Origin of the sequence: Bradyrhizobium sp. YR681, assembly GCF_000282615.1 — a bacterium.
In the GTDB taxonomy this organism is placed as follows: Bacteria; Pseudomonadota; Alphaproteobacteria; order Rhizobiales; family Xanthobacteraceae; genus Bradyrhizobium.
In genome coordinates this window covers 42,865-60,834 of record NZ_AKIY01000014.1, presented here as the reverse complement: position 1 = coordinate 60,834, position 17,970 = coordinate 42,865, and the positions used below count along the sequence as shown (strand labels likewise).

General features: G+C 65.3%; 14 protein-coding genes and 1 pseudogene. 10 read left to right on the top strand and 5 right to left on the bottom strand.

What is annotated here, in order from left to right:
* The 3 genes from PMI42_RS01855 to PMI42_RS01845 all read left to right on the top strand — a co-directional run.
* On the top strand, positions 1 to 753 hold a 753-nt coding region (locus PMI42_RS01855; RefSeq protein WP_008130046.1), incomplete at its 5' end, for an alpha/beta fold hydrolase.
* Between the two features lie 66 nt (positions 754 to 819).
* A complete protein-coding gene (locus PMI42_RS01850) occupies positions 820 to 1,863 on the top strand; it encodes an alpha/beta fold hydrolase (protein WP_008130045.1) in 1,044 nt (347 codons plus the stop codon).
* Between the two features lie 105 nt (positions 1,864 to 1,968).
* Positions 1,969 to 2,688, top strand: coding sequence for a hypothetical protein (locus PMI42_RS01845; protein WP_008130044.1), 720 nt, complete (start codon positions 1,969 to 1,971; stop codon positions 2,686 to 2,688).
* Positions 2,689 to 2,694: 6 nt separating this feature from the next.
* Here PMI42_RS01845 and PMI42_RS01840 read toward each other — a convergent pair whose 3' ends face one another.
* A complete protein-coding gene (locus tag PMI42_RS01840) occupies positions 2,695 to 5,574 on the bottom strand; it encodes an ATP-binding protein (protein WP_008130043.1) in 2,880 nt (959 codons plus the stop codon).
* Between the two features lie 354 nt (positions 5,575 to 5,928).
* Here PMI42_RS01840 and PMI42_RS01835 point away from each other — a divergent pair, with 354 nt between their 5' ends.
* A complete protein-coding gene (locus PMI42_RS01835; protein WP_008130042.1) occupies positions 5,929 to 6,915 on the top strand; it encodes a helix-turn-helix domain-containing protein in 987 nt (328 codons plus the stop codon).
* A 390-nt stretch (positions 6,916 to 7,305) separates the two neighbouring features.
* On the opposite strand, the gene PMI42_RS01830 is transcribed toward PMI42_RS01835, so the two are convergent.
* Entirely contained in the window at positions 7,306 to 9,627 is a 2,322-nt protein-coding gene (locus tag PMI42_RS01830; protein WP_008130041.1) for a molybdopterin guanine dinucleotide-containing S/N-oxide reductase, read from the bottom strand.
* A gap of 212 nt (positions 9,628 to 9,839) precedes the next feature.
* On the opposite strand from PMI42_RS01830, the gene PMI42_RS01825 reads away from it, so the two are divergent.
* Positions 9,840 to 10,298, top strand: coding sequence for a Rid family hydrolase (locus tag PMI42_RS01825; RefSeq protein ID WP_240535189.1), 459 nt, complete (start codon positions 9,840 to 9,842; stop codon positions 10,296 to 10,298).
* Between the two features lie 56 nt (positions 10,299 to 10,354).
* Here PMI42_RS01825 and PMI42_RS01820 read toward each other — a convergent pair whose 3' ends face one another.
* Positions 10,355 to 11,257 (bottom strand): GNAT family N-acetyltransferase, encoded by a 903-nt coding sequence (locus PMI42_RS01820; RefSeq protein WP_008130039.1) that lies wholly within the window; start codon positions 11,255 to 11,257, stop codon positions 10,355 to 10,357.
* 220 nt (positions 11,258 to 11,477) lie between these two features.
* Here PMI42_RS01820 and PMI42_RS01815 point away from each other — a divergent pair, with 220 nt between their 5' ends.
* The 3 genes and pseudogenes from PMI42_RS01815 to PMI42_RS38905 all read left to right on the top strand — a co-directional run.
* Positions 11,478 to 12,401: a 2-hydroxyacid dehydrogenase gene (locus PMI42_RS01815; protein ID WP_008130038.1), complete on the top strand. Its 924-nt coding sequence runs from the start codon at positions 11,478 to 11,480 to the stop codon at positions 12,399 to 12,401.
* Positions 12,402 to 12,470: 69 nt separating this feature from the next.
* Positions 12,471 to 12,764 carry a cupin domain-containing protein gene (locus tag PMI42_RS01810; protein ID WP_193376313.1) on the top strand — a complete coding sequence of 98 codons (294 nt, stop codon included), beginning with the start codon at positions 12,471 to 12,473 and terminating at the stop codon, positions 12,762 to 12,764.
* A gap of 8 nt (positions 12,765 to 12,772) precedes the next feature.
* Positions 12,773 to 12,910 (top strand): annotated as a pseudogene (locus PMI42_RS38905) (aldehyde dehydrogenase family protein); the annotation flags it as partial.
* A 124-nt stretch (positions 12,911 to 13,034) separates the two neighbouring features.
* Here PMI42_RS38905 and PMI42_RS01800 read toward each other — a convergent pair.
* Positions 13,035 to 14,309: an NAD(P)/FAD-dependent oxidoreductase gene (locus tag PMI42_RS01800; protein WP_008130035.1), complete on the bottom strand. Its 1,275-nt coding sequence runs from the start codon at positions 14,307 to 14,309 to the stop codon at positions 13,035 to 13,037.
* A gap of 18 nt (positions 14,310 to 14,327) precedes the next feature.
* On the bottom strand, positions 14,328 to 14,996 hold the full coding sequence (locus PMI42_RS01795; protein ID WP_008130033.1) for a haloacid dehalogenase type II: 669 nt from the start codon (positions 14,994 to 14,996) through the stop codon (positions 14,328 to 14,330).
* Positions 14,997 to 15,169: 173 nt separating this feature from the next.
* Here PMI42_RS01795 and PMI42_RS01790 point away from each other — a divergent pair, with 173 nt between their 5' ends.
* Both PMI42_RS01790 and PMI42_RS01785 read left to right on the top strand, forming a co-directional pair.
* Complete coding sequence (locus tag PMI42_RS01790) at positions 15,170 to 16,012, top strand: GNAT family N-acetyltransferase (protein WP_008130031.1); 843 nt, start codon at positions 15,170 to 15,172, stop codon at positions 16,010 to 16,012.
* Positions 16,013 to 16,360: 348 nt separating this feature from the next.
* Positions 16,361 to 17,965, top strand: a complete 1,605-nt coding sequence (locus tag PMI42_RS01785; RefSeq protein WP_008130029.1) for an ABC transporter substrate-binding protein — start codon at positions 16,361 to 16,363, stop codon at positions 17,963 to 17,965.
* Positions 17,966 to 17,970: the final 5 nt, after the last annotated feature.

Here is a 17,970-nt window from a genome sequence, read left to right as displayed (position 1 = left end):
ATGTGGGAGCCGCTGCTGCCGCTGCTCGCCGACAAATATCACCTGATCGCGCCGGACTATCCCGGCTTCGGCAACAGCAGCGCGCCGCCGCCATCCGACTTCACCTATACGTTCGACAACATCGCCGGCGTGATCGGTGAGTTCACGGCGAAGCTCGGCCTGACCGACTACGTGCTGTTCATGCAGGATTACGGCGGCCCGGTCGGCTTCCGCATGGCGCTGGCGCATCCCGAGCGCGTCCGCGCGGTCATGATCCAGAACGCCGTCTCGCATCAGCAAGGCCTGAGCCCGCTCTGGGAAGCGCGTCGCAAATACTGGGCCGATCCGGCACACGAGCTCGAGGCGCTCAAGGCCAACTTCACTTCTTTGGAAGCGACGCGCCAGCGGCATCTCGGCTCCAGCCCGCATCCCGAACGCTACGACCCCGACACCTGGACCGACGAATATGCGTTCCTGACGCGCCCGGGCCAGCCGGAGATCCAGACCACGCTGTTCCTGGATTACAGGACGAATGTTGCCTCCTATCCAACGTGGCAGGATTGGTTGCGCAAGACGCGGCCGCCGATGCTGGTGGTCTGGGGCAAGTACGACCCGTCCTTCGCCGTCGCCGGCGCGGCGGCCTATCGCGACGACGTGCCTGAGGCCGAAATACACATCCTCGAAGCCGGCCACTTCGCGCTGGACGAAGCCACCGACGAGATCGCTTCGCTCGTCCGCGACTTCCTTGCACGGCTGGATGGACACAAGGACTGAAACCGAACAGCGACGGCGTGGCGAGCCGCCACGCTTCGCGCAATGCAACCACGACAGGAGACACGCATGTCCGACACCATCAACCATGAACGCCGCCGCTTCTTCGGAGGCGCCGCGATGACGCTCGCCGCCGCCCAACTCTCGCTGGGCGCGGCGGCCGAGGCCAAGCCGGCGAAGTCCGCCGGCGCCATCAAGCCGGAGGCAAACACCGCGTTCGCGTCGCTGAAACAGATCGACGCCGGCCTGCTCAATGTCGGCTACGCCGAGGCCGGGCCGGCCGACGGTCCGCCCGTGATCCTGCTGCACGGCTGGCCCTACGACATCTACGCTTTCGTCGACGTCGCCCCGCTGCTCGCCGCTGCCGGCCATCGCGTGATCGTGCCCTACCTGCGCGGCTACGGCACCACACGCTTCCTGTCGGATGCCACGATGCGGAACGGGCAGCCGGCGGCGATCGCGGCGGACATCGTCGCCCTGATGGACGCACTCAAGATCGACAAGGCCACGATTGCCGGCTTCGACTGGGGCGCTCGCACAGCCAACATCGTTGCTGCGCTGTGGCCGGAGCGGGTCAAGGCGATGGTCTCGGTGAGCGGTTATTTGATCGGCAGCCAGCAGGCCGGCAAGATGCCGCTGCCGCCGAAGGCGGAGCTGCAATGGTGGTACCAGTTCTATTTCGCGACCGAGCGCGGCCGCGAGGGTTACGACAAATACCGCCACGATTTCTCGAAGCTGATCTGGCAGCTCGCCTCGCCGCAATGGCATTTCGACGACGCCACCTTCGATCGAAGCGCCAGGGCCTTCGACAATCCCGACCATGTCGCGGTCGTGGTCCATAATTATCGCTGGCGGCTGGGTCTTGCCGAGGGCGAGGCGAAATACGATGCCGACGAGGCACGGCTGGCGCAGGCCCCGGTCATCACCGTCCCCACCATCACCATGGAGGGCGACGCCAACGGGGCGCCGCATCCGGAGCCGTCCGCCTACGCCAGGAAATTCTCGGGCCGCTATTCGCACCGGACCGTCAAGGGCGGCATCGGTCACAATCTGCCGCAGGAGGCCCCGAAGGCCTTTGCCGACGCGGTGCTCGATGTCATGGCCGAAGCCTAGCCCGGGTTCCGGCCAACGGCACTTAACAACGCTTAACGCGCGGTCATCTGCGCGCGGGAGTATCTGCATCGGAGCAACTGCACCGATGCGAGAAGGAGCGGCCGGATGATCCCGCTGCTGGCGGATGCGATCGAGGCCCATGGCGGCCTCGATAGATGGAAGAGCCATGAGCGCCTCACCGCCACGATCGTGACGGGAGGTGACCTCCGGGCCTTGAAGGGCGTCGACCAGGATCAGGCGCCGCGCACGATGCGGATCGAGCTGCATCGCCAGCGAGCGTCGGCCGCGCCGTTCGGCAAGCCCGGCCAGCGCACCGAATTCAGCCCCGAGCGGATCGCGATCGTCGCGGCGGACGGCAGCATCGTCGCGATGCGCAACGATCCGCGCGCCGCGTTCGCGCGGCACGACATGCGCACGCACTGGGACCCGCTGCACCGCGCCTATTTCGAGGGCTACGCGCTATGGACCTACATGACGACGCCCTTTTTGCTTGCCATGGACGGATTCGATGTCCGCGAGATCGAGCCCTGGCACGAAGGCGTGGAGGTCTGGCGCGGACTACGAGCGACATTCCCGGCGATGATCGCCAGCCACAGCCGTGATCAGGATTTCTATTTCGGCCCTGATATGCTCATTCGCCGACACGACTATCGGGTCGAGATCGCCGGCAGTTTTCCGGCGGCTCACTATGTGTCCGACCCCGTCGCCGTCGATGGCTTCAGGCTCCCGACACGCCGGCGCATCTATCTGCGCGGCGACGATCTGATGCCGCTGCGCGAGGAGCTGATGGTGTCGATCGATCTCTCGGATTTTCGGTTCGACTGAGCTTTCTCAGGCGGATCGCTCGCCAAGCATGAGCCGCGCCGCCTTCAGATCCGCCGTCTCGAATCCTTCAGTGAACCGCCCATAGATCGCCGCGAGATCGTCGAGCGGGTCTTTGGCGCCCCGCTGGCGCCGAAGCGCTGCAAGCGACATCTCCGTTCGCAATCGCCAGGACAAGGCGCCCTGCTGCTCGGCCAATGCGCGCGATACGGCAAGGCTCGCTTCCGCCGCAGCGAGATCACCCATACGCGCTTCGAGGTCGCCGCGCCGGCGGAGCAGCTCGGGCATGTCAAAGCCTCCGCCGCCCTGTTCGACGCGGGCGATCGTTTCGTGCAGGACCTGCAGTGCTTCCGTCGGTCGTCCGAGCGTGGCCAGTCCCTGAGACAGGTCGGCCGCGAAGGCCGAGGCGTAGAGCTCGTAGCGATCCGCGTGCAGACGCGGCAGCGCGCTGCGCAGCAAATCGATGCCGCCGGCCGTCTCGCCGCGCGCGATCATGGTCTGCGCATGAAAGCCGGTCGCGACGGCCTCATAGGGCGCAAGCCCGTGCACGTTTGCATGCGTCGCGAGGCGTCCCGTCATCGTCTCGACGGCGGCCCAGTCGCCGACCCAGCCGAACACGGAGGATGACCAGCACAGCGCGATGCAATGCATCACCACATCGCGCGGCGCGGCGGCGCCGACCAGCGGGCTGACGCAGTCGAGCGCACGATCGGGAAAGCCGCGCAGCCACAACACCCGCGCGAGCGGAATCTGCGGCGTGCGCGAATAGGCGAAATGTCCGGGCTGCGTCCCGCGCAGCGCGGCATCGTCGCGGACGCCCTCGTCGAGATGCGCCTGCGCCTCGGCCTGATCGCCGGCGAGATGATAGGACACGCCGAGGAGCGCCTTGCTGCCCGCGATTCCCGCGGTATCGCCGATCAGCCGCGCGATCCGCTCGGCCTTGAGCGCGGTCGGCACCAGATGCCTGTAGTCGCCGGTGCGGCGGTAAAACATGTTCAGCCGCGACAGCAGCCTGAACGCATTGGCATGGTCGGAAAGCGTGTCGGCGATGTCGAGCCCGCGGCGGAGTGCGGCCTCGGCCTGCTCGCTGTTGCGCTCGGTGAACATGAAGGCGTGACCGAGCGTCGACTGGAGCTCCAGCTCCCATCTGCCGCCCTGATTGGCATCGTCGAGCGCCGCAAGGGCACGGCCGGACCAGATGCGCGCCTCGTTCAGCAGATTGAGCTCGACGAACAGCCTTGCAGCACTGCCGGCGAGCGGCACGCGCAGAGCCACGCCGGCGTCATTCGCATAGCTCCATTCCAGCGCGGCGCGGGCATCGGCAAGCAGACCCGCGCGCCCCTGCAGCCGGGACGCCTGATCGCCGCCCTGCTCCGCCATGCCGGTCTCGAGCGTGCGCTGGACGTAGGAGGCGTGACGATGCGCGACCGTGCCCGCCTCGCCGCCATCGGCGAGCTTCTGCATCGCATAGGCGCGCGTGGCATCCAGCAGGCGATAGCGCCGCGAGGCACCATCCGGCTGCGCCGACACCAACGATTTGGCCACGAGCTGCTCCAGCGCATCGACGACACGGTCGGCCGCGGCTTCATCCTCCGCCGCGACCGCCATCGCGCCCTTGAGCGTGAAGGGACCTGCGAAGACGGCAAGCCGCTGCAACACGATGCGCTCGCTTTCGCCGATCAGGCCAAAGCTCCAGTCGAGCGTGGCGCCCAGCGTCTGCTGCCGCGGCGGCGCCGTTCGTCGTCCCCGCCATTCGAGCTTGAGCCGGGAGTCGAGCAGTGCGGCCATCTCGCGCAAGCCGTAGACGCCGACGCGCACGGCCGCGAGCTCGATCGCGAGCGCAATGCCGTCGAGCTTGCCGCAGATCTCCGCGAGGACCTCGGCGTCTTCGTCCGTGATATCGCCCCGGTGCCCTGCGGCGGCGGCACGATCGACGAACAGCCGTGCAGCCGGATAATCCAGCACCTCATCAGCGCTGAGGCGGGTGCCTTGCGGCGGGCCCGGCAGCGGAACGAGCTCAAAGATCTGCTCGCCTTCCACCAGCAGCGACTCGCGGCTGGTGGCGAGAATGGCGATGCCGGGGGCCTCGCGATAGATGTTTTCCGCCAAACGCGCGACCTCGTCGATGACGTGCTCGCAGCTGTCGAGGATCAGAAGCAGCCGCCGTCCGCGCAGGAAGTTGACGATGCTGCTTGAGGGATCCTCGTGATGCACGACGAGGCCCAGAGCGGCCGCGACCGTGCTCGCGACCAGCGCGGCATCCTTGAGCGGACCGAATTCGAGGAAGTGAACGTTGCCTTCGAACGTCTGCCACATGTCGTGGGCGAGCGCAGTCGCAACCGTGGTCTTGCCGATGCCGCCCGGGCCCCGCAGCGTGACGAAGCGATCGCTGAGCAGACGGGCCGACAGCTCCGGGAGGACCTCGTCCCGCCCGATCATCCGGTCCAGCCGATGCGGCAGGGACGGCGGCGGTGTCGTTGTTTCGGATGCACGCGGCAGGGCTGCCGGAGCGGCATTGCGCTCGCCACGTTGCACGGGCGCGACGAAGCAATAGCCCCGGCTCGGGATGTTGGTGATGTAGCGGGCGCCGTCCTTGCCGTCGCCGAGCACCTTGCGCAGCTCGGCGACATGGACGCGCAGGCTGATCTCCTCGACTGCGAGACCGGACCACGCGTAGCTGAGAATCTCGCCCTTCGGCACCACCTCACCGGCGCGGCTGACCAGCAGGCGCAGAATGTCGATCGCGCGGCTGCCGAGCTTGACCGGAGCGCCATCCTTCTCGAGCAGCCGCGATCTCAGGAAAAACGGCCCGAACGACACGGCTTCCAGATCGGGATTGCCCCCCGTGGCATTGCTGCGGGAGCCATGTGCTGCGGGGAGCTCGGTCACGTCGCGCTCATGTTGACGACCACTTCATTCAAATGCGCGGCGACTATACCGGCCATCGATGCACGGTCCAGCGATGGCACGGCGGCGCCACACACCGGCACGTCCGTCGCAAGGCTGGATTCTGTACTGTTCTCACACCACACCGATCCAGGCAAACAATTGAAAAATTGGACAAAATCAAACACCCTGCGACGGGCTGCCACACCTTATGTGCGCGCACAAAATCTAACATCTCCTAATCATCACTAACGGGCTTCTTGTCCGGCTCGCGCCTATCCTCTGATCATGGAAATCATCGGGCCCGAGAGTTCGCCGGTGGTTGCAGGCGGCGGCGGGGCCAGAAGAGGACGAGCGATGTTGACCGATTTGCAGGCGGCGCGTGCCTGGATTGAGATTCCAGCCGGCTACCGGGATCATGAGGTTTCACACAAGGCGCACGCAATCGCCCGGGAGAGCGAATGGCGCCAGATCTCCGGCGGTCCGGATGCGGCTGCCGCGGACATCACGATCTCGCGATGGGACGACCTGCGGGACACGTCGTCGCATACGGCGACGACGCCAGGCGATCGCTATTTCATCGGCATTGCCCTGAAGACCATTCGCGCGAAGCTGTCGCGGGAGCGTCAGATCATTTTCGACGGGACGATGCCCGCCGGCACGCTCTATGTCAGCGCGCCGTCGAAGCCGCTGAGCGTGCAGTTCCAGGGCCCTTGCGCCTTTCTGCACTTCCACATCTGCCTCGACCATTTGCCGGCGCAATCGCTGGCGGGCGACGGGCTCAATGACCTCGTCCTGCTGCGCGACCCGCTCGCCGCCGAGCTCGCCAAGGCGCTGATCGAGCATGGCGATGCGACCGACCATCAATTCGCGCGCTGCATCGCCCAGACTCTTGCGATGCATCTTGCGCGGCTGGAGATGCCGCGCGCACGGGTCAATGCCCTGCCGAAATGGCGGCTGCGGCGTGTCGAGCAATATATCGCCGATCATTTCGACCGCTGCATCAGCCTGTCCGAGCTCGCCAATGTCGCCGGCCTGTCCAGGATGCACTTTGCGGCACAGTTCCGTGCCGCGACCGGCTACCGTCCGCGCGAATATCTGCTCAATCACCGGATCGAGCATGCGAAGACGCTGCTCGCAACCACCGAGCGGCCACTGGCCGAGATCGCACTTGCCGTCGGCTTCAGCACACAGGCGCATTTTTCGACCGTCTTCAAGCGCATCAGCGGCCAAACACCGGCACGCTGGCGCCTTGCCAGCACCGGCGAGCGCCGCGAGATCGAATCGCCGGCACAGCGCCGGCCTGCTGCGGGCAGGGACTGGGGCGCAAGCGCTGCCGCGTAGCCCGTCCTTCGATGACAGGCGGCGGGGAAGTGCGGAATCCGCGTCTGGTTCGGTGTTGATCGTGTTTGGTGCAGGTGCCCTGCCACTTGCGCCGGCTCGCGCCCTTCTCCTCCCGGGCCTACGAGCCACTCGGGGCCGTCCCTGCTCCCACACAGGGCGGCCCCTTTTTTCTGGCGCTGGCCGTGCTTGAGACAACGGCACTGTCAATTCCGTCATCGTGAGGCGCGAGTGATGGGGCGCGCGCAGCGCCCGATCGGGAGCCTCGAAGGATGAGCGGCCAGATGCGGCCGGGCCGTCGCCCTTCGAGGCCTCCGCTTCGCTCCGGCGCCTCAGGGTGACGGTGATGTAGAAGGAGACATCCTCTCCACACCGTCATTGCGAGACAGCCCGCTACACCGGATCGAACGCCCGGATCGGCGGCAGATTGCCGGTGAACTTCTCCACCTCCACCGTCGTCAGCTGCCCCGTGCATCCCTGCGCGAAGGACGAGGTGCCGATGTCGCGGGTCAGCACGTTCGGATTGCCGTGGACGCAGAGCGGCGCATCGTCTTCCGGGTCCATCGGGTCGTACCAGGCGCCGGTCGGCAGCTGCACCACGCCGGCCGCGATGCCGTCGGTGACGTGGACGGCGGCAAGGCAGGCGCCGCGCTCGTTGAACAGACGGATGATGTCGCCGTCCTTGATGCCGCGCGCGCCGGCATCAACCGGATTCATGCGCGCGACCTCGCGGCCGCGATGCTTTGCGCCGAGCGAATGTCCGCCGAAATCGAGCTGGCTGTGCAGGCGCGTCACCGGCTGGTTGGCGACGAGGAAGCACGGCGCGCCGGGCTTGGGCATGTCGGTCTTGTCGAGCCAGACCGGATGTCCCGGGCAGTCCGCATCGCCATGGCCCGCGATCTTGGCTGAGAATATCTCGATCCGTCCGCTCGGCGTCGGCAGCGGGTGATTGACCGGATCCTCGCGAAAGCCGCGCAGCCGGCCGCCGTCGTCGGGCTGTTGCGGCACCACCAGGCTGCCGCGCCGCCAGAACTCGTCGAAGCTCGGGGCCTCCAGGCCGCGCGCTTCGAGCGAGGCGCGGGTCGGTTTGTAAAGATATTCCAGCCACTCCCGCGACGTGCGGCCTTCGGTGAAGGGTTCGCGGGCGCCGAGACGTTCGGCGAGATCGGCGAAAATATCGTAGTCGTCGCGCGCGAGGCCAAACGGCTCGGCGATCCGGTGCATGGCGACCATGAGCGGATCGTTGCTGGAATAGCCGATGTCCTCGCGCTCGAGCGTCATGGTCGCGGGCAGCACGATGTCGGCGTGCCGCGCGGTAGCGGTCCAGGCGAGCTCGTGCACGACGAACGTGTCTGTCTTCGCAAAAGCCTTGCGCAGGCGGTTGATGTCCTGGTGGTGGTGGAAGGGATTGCCGCCGGCCCAGTAGACCAGGCGGATGTCCGGATAGGTGCGCGTCTCGCCGTTGTAGCGATAGGTGGTGCCGGGGTTGAGCAGCATGTCGGCGATGCGCGCGACCGGAATGAAATCGCGCACACCGTTGCGGCCCTGCCCCAGTGTCGGCCCCGGCACGTCGTTGACGCGGCGGCCGTAATAACCGATTGCCCCCAGCGAATAGCCATAGCCGCCGCCGGGAAGCCCGATCTGGCCGAGCGCGGCCGCCAGCACCATGCCCATCCACACCGGCTGCTCACCGTGCTCGGCGCGCTGCAGTGAATGCGAGACGGTGATGAGTGCGCGCTTGCCGGCAAGGCGACGGGCGAGCGTGCGGATCGTGTTCGCATCGACGCCGGAGATCGCGGCGGCCCATTCGGCATGCTTCGCCTGCCCGTCGCTCTCGCCGGTGAGATAGCGCAGGAAGACGGGCCAGCCTTCGGTGTAGCGATCGAGGAAGGCCTGGTCGTGCAGATTTTCCGCGACCAGCGTATGAACAATGCCGAGCATCAGCGCGGTGTCGGTGCTCGGCACACACGTCATCCACTCCGCACCGGCCTCGACGGGCAGGTCTTCACGGAGCGGGCTGACGAGAATGAACTCGCAGCCGCGCCGGCGCGCCGCTGCCATGGCGTCGCGCTCGACATGCTTGCTGATCGAGCCGCCGGCCACCATGGAGTTCTTCAGCGCCATGCCGCCGAACGCCAGCACGATGTCGGTCTTGTCGGCGATCTGCTCCCAGGTGACATTGCGCTTGGTGATGTCCTCGTAGCCCGCCAGGATCTGCGGCAGCAGCACCGAGGACGCGCCCGAGGAATAGGAATTGACGGAGCGCACATAGCCGCCCATGGCGATGTTCAGGAAGCGATGCACCTGGCTCTGGGCGTGGTGGAAGCGGCCCGCGCTCGACCAACCGTAGGAGCCGCCGAACACGGCACCGGGGCCGCGCGTGTCGCGGATGCGGCCGAGCTCGTCGCCGAGCAGATCGAGCGCCTTCTCCCAGCTCACCGAGACGAACTCGTCGCGGCCGCGGCGATCGTCCGGGCCCGGCCCGCGCTCCAGCCAGCCGCGGCGGACCGCCGGCTGGGCGATGCGCGCCTGGTGGCGCAGCGCGCCGGGAAAATTGTCGATGATGCCGTTCGGATCGGGATCGCCCGCATAGGCCCTGACCTCCAGTCCGGCTCCGCTCTGACGCGCGGAAAACACGCCCCAATGCGAGGTGTGCGGCTTGAAGCCGTCGGACAGGTCGAGGCCGGGGTCGGGGAAACCAATCGTATCGTCCATCATCTGATCCTTGTTCCGGTCCGGTCAGTCCGTTCCCATCGCGCTTTGGGTGGCAGTATACCGATCCAGGCCCCGATGTCGTCGTGATCAGGCCTGCGGAAATGCCGGGCTCCTGCGCGCAAGGACGGCCGGGCGAACATAAGCGGGCGACGCTGAGGTCATTTCTGCATTTATTTCCAATGCCTTATTGGACCGCATTCGGAAGCCTGCGGTTGATCCTTCGATCCGGCCTGGTGTGGAATCTCTGCAAACGACATCGCGACGGAAATGTGCGATATGCCGCCCATTCCCACAGCAACATCGGTCTCATCATGATCCAGCGCGTCTTGCCCTACGAAGGACTGCTCCACGAAGTGGTCGAGCACGATGGCGTGCTCTACATCGGTGGAATTGTCCCCGAGGACACGAGCCTCGACATGTCGGGCCAGGCCAACGACGTCCTCGGCCAGCTCGCGCAGCTGCTGAAGCGTCTCGGATCCGATCTCGCCAACGTCCTGCAGGTGACCATCTACATGACGAACCTCAAGGAGAAGTCGGAGTTCAATGCAGCCTGGAAGGCGCATTTCGCGGCGGCTCATCTGCCGGCGCGCGCCGCCATCGGCGTGGCCGATCTCGGTCCGGGCGTCAAACTCGAGATGACCGCCATCGCAGCCCGACCGCCCCAGGCCTGAGGCGAAGTCCCGGTTGAGATGCCCTGGCGCGGAACTTCCGCCAGGCGCCTCGGCTCTCAGCCGAGCGCCTGGCTGGCAAGCGCGTAAGTTACAGGTATCTTTCCGGAACGACCGTTAGGATCACGAAACTCTCCGCCCAGCGACATCGTCGTCACGGTGTCGAAAAAAGCAAGGCCGCACCGAGCCAGGAAGGAGCAGAACTCACCATCGGCGAGGTGCGTGTCGATCCTCAGAAACTGTCCCTCGTGAGCCGCGACGTGCGGCGCAGCCACCACGATCGCGTCCTCGTCGGCTGACGCGACGACGGGACCCACGACGTGCCCTCGCCCAAACGGACGGCACAACGCGAACGCCTCGAGTCGACCACGCCGATAGAGCCCGACCCCGGCGGATTGCCGCAGGAGGGCTGCGATCAAATCAAGGCGCGAGGCGCCGAACGCCCGCGCATCGAGTTGCGCGATGGCCGGCAGGTCCTTTTGGCCCAACTCTCGAAGCTCGCCACCTTCTGAAGGGCGCGGCATGTCGCCGAATCGCTGCGCTTCGGCTTGCCGCTGGAACACCGTTCGTTCGCGGCGGAAGCCGAGCGAGAGATAGAGCTTGCGGGCCGCATGCGTGGCATTGAGGCGGAGATTGCGCCCGCCCGATGCAGACAGAATGCGCTTCATCAGCCACTGAGCCGTGCCAAGCGCCTGCAGGCGGGGCGAGGTAATGACCATGCCGACCGTGGCAAAATCCACCCCGTGAGGAAACCACATGGCCGACCCCAGCACCCGTCCGATCTCATCGTGAACGACGATGCCATGGCCGGTGTCGCGCAGAAATTGCCAATCCTCAGGGCGATGCGGCCAGCCGACGCCGATCGAGAGCGTGTAGAGCTGATCGAGCTCGACCGTGTCGATGTCCACCGCCCGCGCATCGAATGCGTCGATCGTCAGCGAACTGGTCGTGCGGGACTTCATGTCTCCCCCTGATCGGCTCGACATCGGTCGGAGCCGGCAGTTCCGGGCTCGGTCAGGCTCAGCATACACCGGCCACGCCGCAGATTGCGTTCCGGAAAAGCCATCCGGCGAAACAATCCACCAAATCGCGCCCGCATTCGGCACCGGACGAAATCCCGGCTCCGATAGCATGGCTTAATCCGGCAAAGCTTCGCCATTCTCCGCGCGTCCGAATTCGATAATGACCTTTCTCTTCAATTCCGATGCGCAGCGCGGGGCCGTCTTCGGTGAAGCCTTCGCGCACGAGCTCCCGCATCTGCCCTTCACGATCGGTCCGGGCACGGTCGCTCCAGCCGACATACGTTATATCATCACCTGGTCCGTCCCGGAGGCGCTGGAACGATACCGCAATCTCGACATCCTGTTTTCGGTCGGGGCGGGCATCGACCAGTTTCCGCTGACGGCCATCCCGCCAGGGGTGAAGCTGGTCCGGATGGTGGAAGACGGCATCATCCGGATGATGCAGGAATATGTCACCCTTGCGGTGCTGGCGCTTCACCGCAACTTGCCGGCCTATCTCGATTTGCAGCGACGCCGCGAATGGCGGGCCCTGCCGCAGAGGCAGGCTGCCGACCGGCGGATCGGGCTGCTCGGACTGGGCGTGCTCGGCCGCGCCGTGCTGGAAAGCCTGAAACCTTTCGGCTTCCGCTTGAGCGGCTGGAGCCGGTCGGGCAAGACGATTGAAGGCGTTGCGACCTTTAGCGGCGATGCCGGTCTTGGCCGGATGCTCGGCGAGACCGACATCCTCGTCTGCCTGCTGCCTCTCACCGCGGCCACGCGCGGCATCCTGAACCGCGAACGTCTTGCGCAGCTGCCGAAGGGCGCGGCCCTCGTCCACGCCGGGCGCGGCGCGCAGCTCGATTCCCTTGCGCTCCTCGCCGCTCTGGATGCGGGTCAGCTCGCCGGAGCCGTGATCGACGTGACCGAACCGGAGCCGCCGCCGAGCGAACATGCCTTGTGGGCCCACCCGAAAGTGCTACTGACCCCGCATGTGGCAAGCGCGACCCAGCCAGACACCGCCGCTCGCGCGGTCATCGACAACATCAAGCGATATGAAGCGGGCCTCGATCTCGTCGGGCTCGTGGATCGGACACGCGGTTACTGAGAGGAGCCCAACTTGCTGCTGAAACGGATCGACCCCAACCCGACTTTCGCCCCGAAGGAATCCGGCCCGATGCCGGAGCGGCTCATTGCCGGCGCGCCCCACTACAAGACCTGGGCGCAGGACGAGGCCAAGGGCGAACTGGTGCACACCGGCGTGTGGGAAGCAACACCGGGCGAGACACGCTCGATCAAGGGAGAGACCTTCGAGTTCTGCCACATCCTCTCCGGCACGGTCGAGATCACGCCGGACGGCGGCGATCCGATCACGTTCCGAGCCGGTGACAGCTTCGTCATGAAGCCCGGCTTTACCGGCGTGTGGAAGACGATCGAGACCGTGCGCAAGATCTACGTCACGGTGTCGTGAGCCCAGGCATCGCCCTCAACACCGGCATGGTGTCGACGAAGGTGTCCCCGTTCGGCGGCATCAAGCAATCCGGCCTGGCGCGCGAGGGAGCGCAGGTCGGGATCGAGGAATATCTCGAGATCAAGACCTTCCACGTCGATGGATTGGGCTTAGCGGCCACGGAGCGGAGAAAGGCGTACGACCGCGCCCTCTCCGCCATCCCGGCAAACGCTCAAGACAGATCAGCCCTCGATGCTCTGCAAGCGTGGGCGCGCATGTGCCCCGGTCAGGCTACTGAATGCGATCGAGCATCTTGTAGTACATTCCCACCAGCGGCAGGAACCAGGGCTTGCCGAAATGGCCGGGCACCGCAGGCCAGTCGAGGCCCTTCATCGGATTCCGGTCTTCGCGTCCGAGCATCGCATCTGCGATGATCATGCCGAGATGGGTCGACAGCTGCGCGCCGTGACCGGCATAACCCATCGCATACCACAGCCCATCCTGATGGCCGGCGCGCGGAAAGCGGTCGCTGGTCATGTCGACGAGTCCACCCCAGCAATAGTCGATCTCCGTGCCGGCGAGTTGCGGGAAGAGTCGGGTGAGACCGTCGACGAGAATGGCGCCACTCTTGGCGTCGGAACGCTGATCCGACGTCGCCGAAAAGCGCGCACGGCCGCCGAAGATCAGGCGATTGTCGGGTGCCAGGCGGAAATAGTTTCCGACGTTCATCGACGTGACGCAGGTGCGGTTGCCCGGCATGGCGGCGGCGATCTCGGCCGCGTCCAGCGGCCGGGTCGCCACGATGAAGCTGCCGACGGCGACGAGCCGTCGCCGGAAGTAACCGAAATTGGGCGTGGTGTAGGCGCCCGTCGCAAGCAGCACCTGATCGGCGGTGACGCTGCCGCGAGGTGTCGTCAGCCGATGGCGCGATCCTTCGCGCGCCTGCGCTGTCACCGGTGCCTGCTCGAAGATGATCGCGCCGCGGCGCTTGGCGGCCTCGGCCAGTCCGACGCCATAGCGCCCCATATGCATCATTGCGCTCTTCTTCGAGAGCATCGCGCCAAAGAAGGGCGAGCCGATCTCCGCGCGGAGATCCTGGGCCGACAGCAATGCGGTGTCCGGATCCACCTCGCGATGGACCGCCTCGAAATTGCGCGCGATGGCATCGAGATGTTTGGGCTTGGAGGCGAGCTTCAGCTTGCCGGCGCGGCGGAAATCGCATGCGATGCCCTCCTCCGCGATCAGCGCTTCGAGCGTGTCGATCGAGGAATCGAGCGCGTGGTAAAGCGCAATGGCTCGCTCCTTGCCCAACTCCGCCTTGGCGGCGAGATAGCTGTGGGCAAGACCATTGTTGAGATGCCCGCCGTTCCGGCCCGATGCGCCGCCGATCACCCGGTCCGCTTCGAGAACGACGACTTTCGTACCGGCCTTCGCGAGCTGGCGCGCAGCCCCCAGGCCCGTGAAGCCGCCACCGATGACCGCGACGTCATAGTGCCCGTCGACGGGACCTTCGGCGCCGCCGGAGAAGCGTGGTGCGGTATCGTGCCAGTAGGAAACGTATTTCACCGCAGATCCCCTGCTGGCTCAGAGCCCGAACACGCCTGGCAGTCCGCCGATGTCCTTGATCTCGACATAGCCGTAATAGGGGTTAGCGGGCTCGTGCCCCCGATTGACCCAGACCTTGTTCTTGATGCCGAGGTCGTGCGCCGTCATCAGGTCATAGCGGAACGACGAGGAGCAGTGCACGACGTCCTCGGGCCCGCAGCCCAGCGTATCGAACATGAATTCGAAGCCCTTCATGCGAGGCTTGTAGGACCGGGCCTGTTCGGCCGTCAGCGCCGCGTGAAACGGCGCCCCGAGCTTGGCCACGTTGGACGGCAGCTGCGCATTCATGGCGTTGGAGAGGATGACGAGCGGAATCTCCTTGGCGACCTTGGCAAGGCCGGCGGGAACGTCGGGATGCGGCCCCCAGCCCGGCACGCGATCGTAGACGATCTGCCCGTACTCGGACTTGAAGGCGACGCCGTTGCGCTTGCAGGCGCGCTCCAGCGCGTTGTGGATCACGTCGGCATAGGGCTTCCAGTCGCCGAGAATCTCGTCGAGGCGGTAGGCCGCGAAATCCCGGACAAGGGCCGCCATCTGCGGTTCGGTAAGATGCGCGCGATAGAGATCCTGCGCCGCTTCGGCCATCTGGAAATTCGTCAGCGTGCCGTAGCAGTCGAAGGTCACGTATTTCGGGCGAAACTGGCTCATCGTTCCCGTCCTGGTGCGCTCGCGCAATGTCAGCCGCAACAATAGAGCGCCAACGCGGCATAAGATGCGGCTTTTCCGCCGGCTGCGGTGGAAGATATCGTTCCCGTGGGGCCCTTCAGACGAACTGCACGTCACCGACATACGAGACTGGGAGCGGACAGGAAAGCCAGTCTATGACCCAGAGCAGCATCTCGCTCACCACGTTCCACCCGGAACATCTCGAAGGTGCCTTGCGCCTTTCGCGTCAAGCCAAATGGCCGCATCGCCTCGACGATTGGCAGTTGGCCCTGCATCTGAGCACGGGATTTGTGGCGCTGGACGCCAATGCCGCAACCGTTGTTGGGACGGTCCTGATGACACCCTACAAGAGGGACGTCGCAACCATCAACATGGTCATCGTCGATGAGGCCGCCCGCGGGCGCGGATTGGGCCGTCAACTCATGGAAGCGGTCATCGCGCTGGCGGGATCGCGCGCGCTGAGGCTGGTTGCAACGCGTGAGGGTGCCCCGCTCTATCGGAAGCTTGGCTTTTGGGAGACCGGCGCGATTGTCCAGCATCAGGGACAGGCGCTTCGTGTTGTATCGCCCGCCCAAGTCCGGCTGGCCGAGGCGCTCGATATCCTCGGGATCCTCGAGCTCGACAGAAGCGCCTATGGTGCGGACCGGAGAGATCTGCTTCGTGCGCTTGCGAAGATCGGCCAACTGGCCGTGCTCGATCGCGGCCAGGGGATCACTGGATTTGCCGCATCACGCGCCTTCGGCAGAGGTGAAGTGATCGGCCCTGTGGTGGCCGCAAACGTCGACGACGCGAAAGCCCTGCTCAATTTCTTCATGGCGCGGAGCGAAGGACGCTTCGTCCGCGTCGACACTGCCGAAGGCTCTCAATTGAGCACCTGGCTCGCAGACCAAGGATTGGTCCGGGTTGACGAAGGGATTGTCATGCAGCGCCCCATCATTGCGCAATCCAGCCGCGCGCCACTGACTACATTTGCCCTCGCCAGCCAGGCTTTCGGATAAGCGGAGAAAGCGCGCTCCGCCAGGACACGCGAAGATACGCTGGCTGATGCCGAAGTTCGCGCCGCGCTGCAATATTAATAGGCATGCACAATGAACCGGCTGGCCGCAGGTTCGAAACACCGGAAACAGAGACATCTTCGCAATTTTGTGCCGCGGCCCGCGGTTTTTTCGGCCAAAGCCGCGGGACTATCCTGCCAGACTTCGATCGCGGGAAAGAATGCAGTCCTGAGTGGAGACGCGGCAATCGTCGTTACGGCGGACCGCGCCGAGATCCACGCAATGGCGCGGCAGAACAATCTGCCGCTCACCGCAACACGAGCCGTAGCCGGTAGCCAGCGAGGGATTGACATGAGCGACACGACGAATTGGTCTTGTTCAGACGATGCCGCGATCGAGCACGCTATTCGGCGCGGGGCTTCGCGCCGCGACTTGCTGAAGCTGATGCTCGCCAACGGCGTGGCCATCGCTGCGGCCAGCACGATCTTCGGCCGCGCGTCGGAAGCGGTCGCGGCCACACCCGTGAAAGGCGGCGCCCTGAAAGCCGCGGCCTGGTCCTCGTCGACCGCCGACACGCTGGACCCGGCCAAAGCCTCGCTCTCGACCGACTATGTTCGTTGCTGCTCCTTCTACAATCGCCTGACCTTTCTCGACCAGACCGGTGTCGCCCAGATGGAGCTCGCCGAGTCGATCGAGAGCAGCGATGCCAAGACCTGGACGATCAAGCTGAAGAAGGGCGTCACCTTCCACAATGGCAAGGACCTCAGCGCCGACGACGTCATCTTTTCGCTGAAGCGCCATCTGGACAAGGCCACCGGGTCGAAGGTCGCTGCAATCGCGTCCCAGATGACCGACTTCAAGGCGGTGGACAAGAGCACCGTCGAGGTCACGCTGGCGAGCCCCAACGCAGACCTGCCGACGATCCTGTCCATGCATCACTTCATGATCGTGGCCGACGGCACCACCGATTTCTCCTCGGGCAACGGAACCGGCGCCTTCAAGTGCAAGCAGTTCACTCCCGGCGAGCGTTCGATCGGCGTCCGAAATCAGAATTACTTCAAAGGTGGCCCGAACGTCGATTCATTCGAGTTTTTCGCCATTCCGGATGAAAACGCCCGCATCAACGCCCTGCTGTCCGGGGATATTCATCTCGCAGCCTCGATCAACCCGCGATCGGTTCGCCTCCTCGAAGGCCAGGCCGGTTTCGCACTGTCCACGAGCACGTCGGGCACCTACACCGACCTGAACATGCGCATGGACATGGCGCCCGGCAACAACCGCGATTTCGTGGAAGGCATGAAATACGTGGTCAACCGCGAGCAGATCGTCAAATCAGCCCTGCGCGGGTTCGGCGTCGTCGGCAACGACCAGCCCGTGTCGCCCGCCAACGTCTACCACAATGCCGCTCTCAAGCCGAAATCGTTCGACCTGGACAAGGCCAAGTTTCATTTCCAGAAGGCTGGCGTACTCGGTCAGACCATCGAGGTCATCACCTCCGAGGCGGCGGGTTCGGCGATCGACATGGCGATGATCGTCCAGGCAAGCGCCGCCCAGATCGGCATGAAGCTCGACGTGAAGCGCGTGCCCTCCGACGGCTACTGGAGCAATTACTGGCTGAAGGCGCCGATCCATTTCGGCAACATCAACCCGCGTCCGACGCCCGACATCCTGTTCTCCCTGCTCTACAAGTCGGATGCGCCGTGGAACGAGAGCCGCTTCAGCTCGGAACAGTTCGACAAGATGCTGCTCGAGGCCCGCGGCTCGCTCGATCAGGCCAAGCGTCGAACCATGTACAACGAGATGCAGGTGCTGGTGTCGGAACAAGCCGGCACCATCATTCCGGCCTACATCTCCAACGTGGACGCCATCACTGCCAAGCTGAAGGGATTGGAGCCCAACCCGCTCGGCGGCATGATGGGCTACGCTTTCGCCGAGTATGTCTGGCTGACGCCCTGACCGGC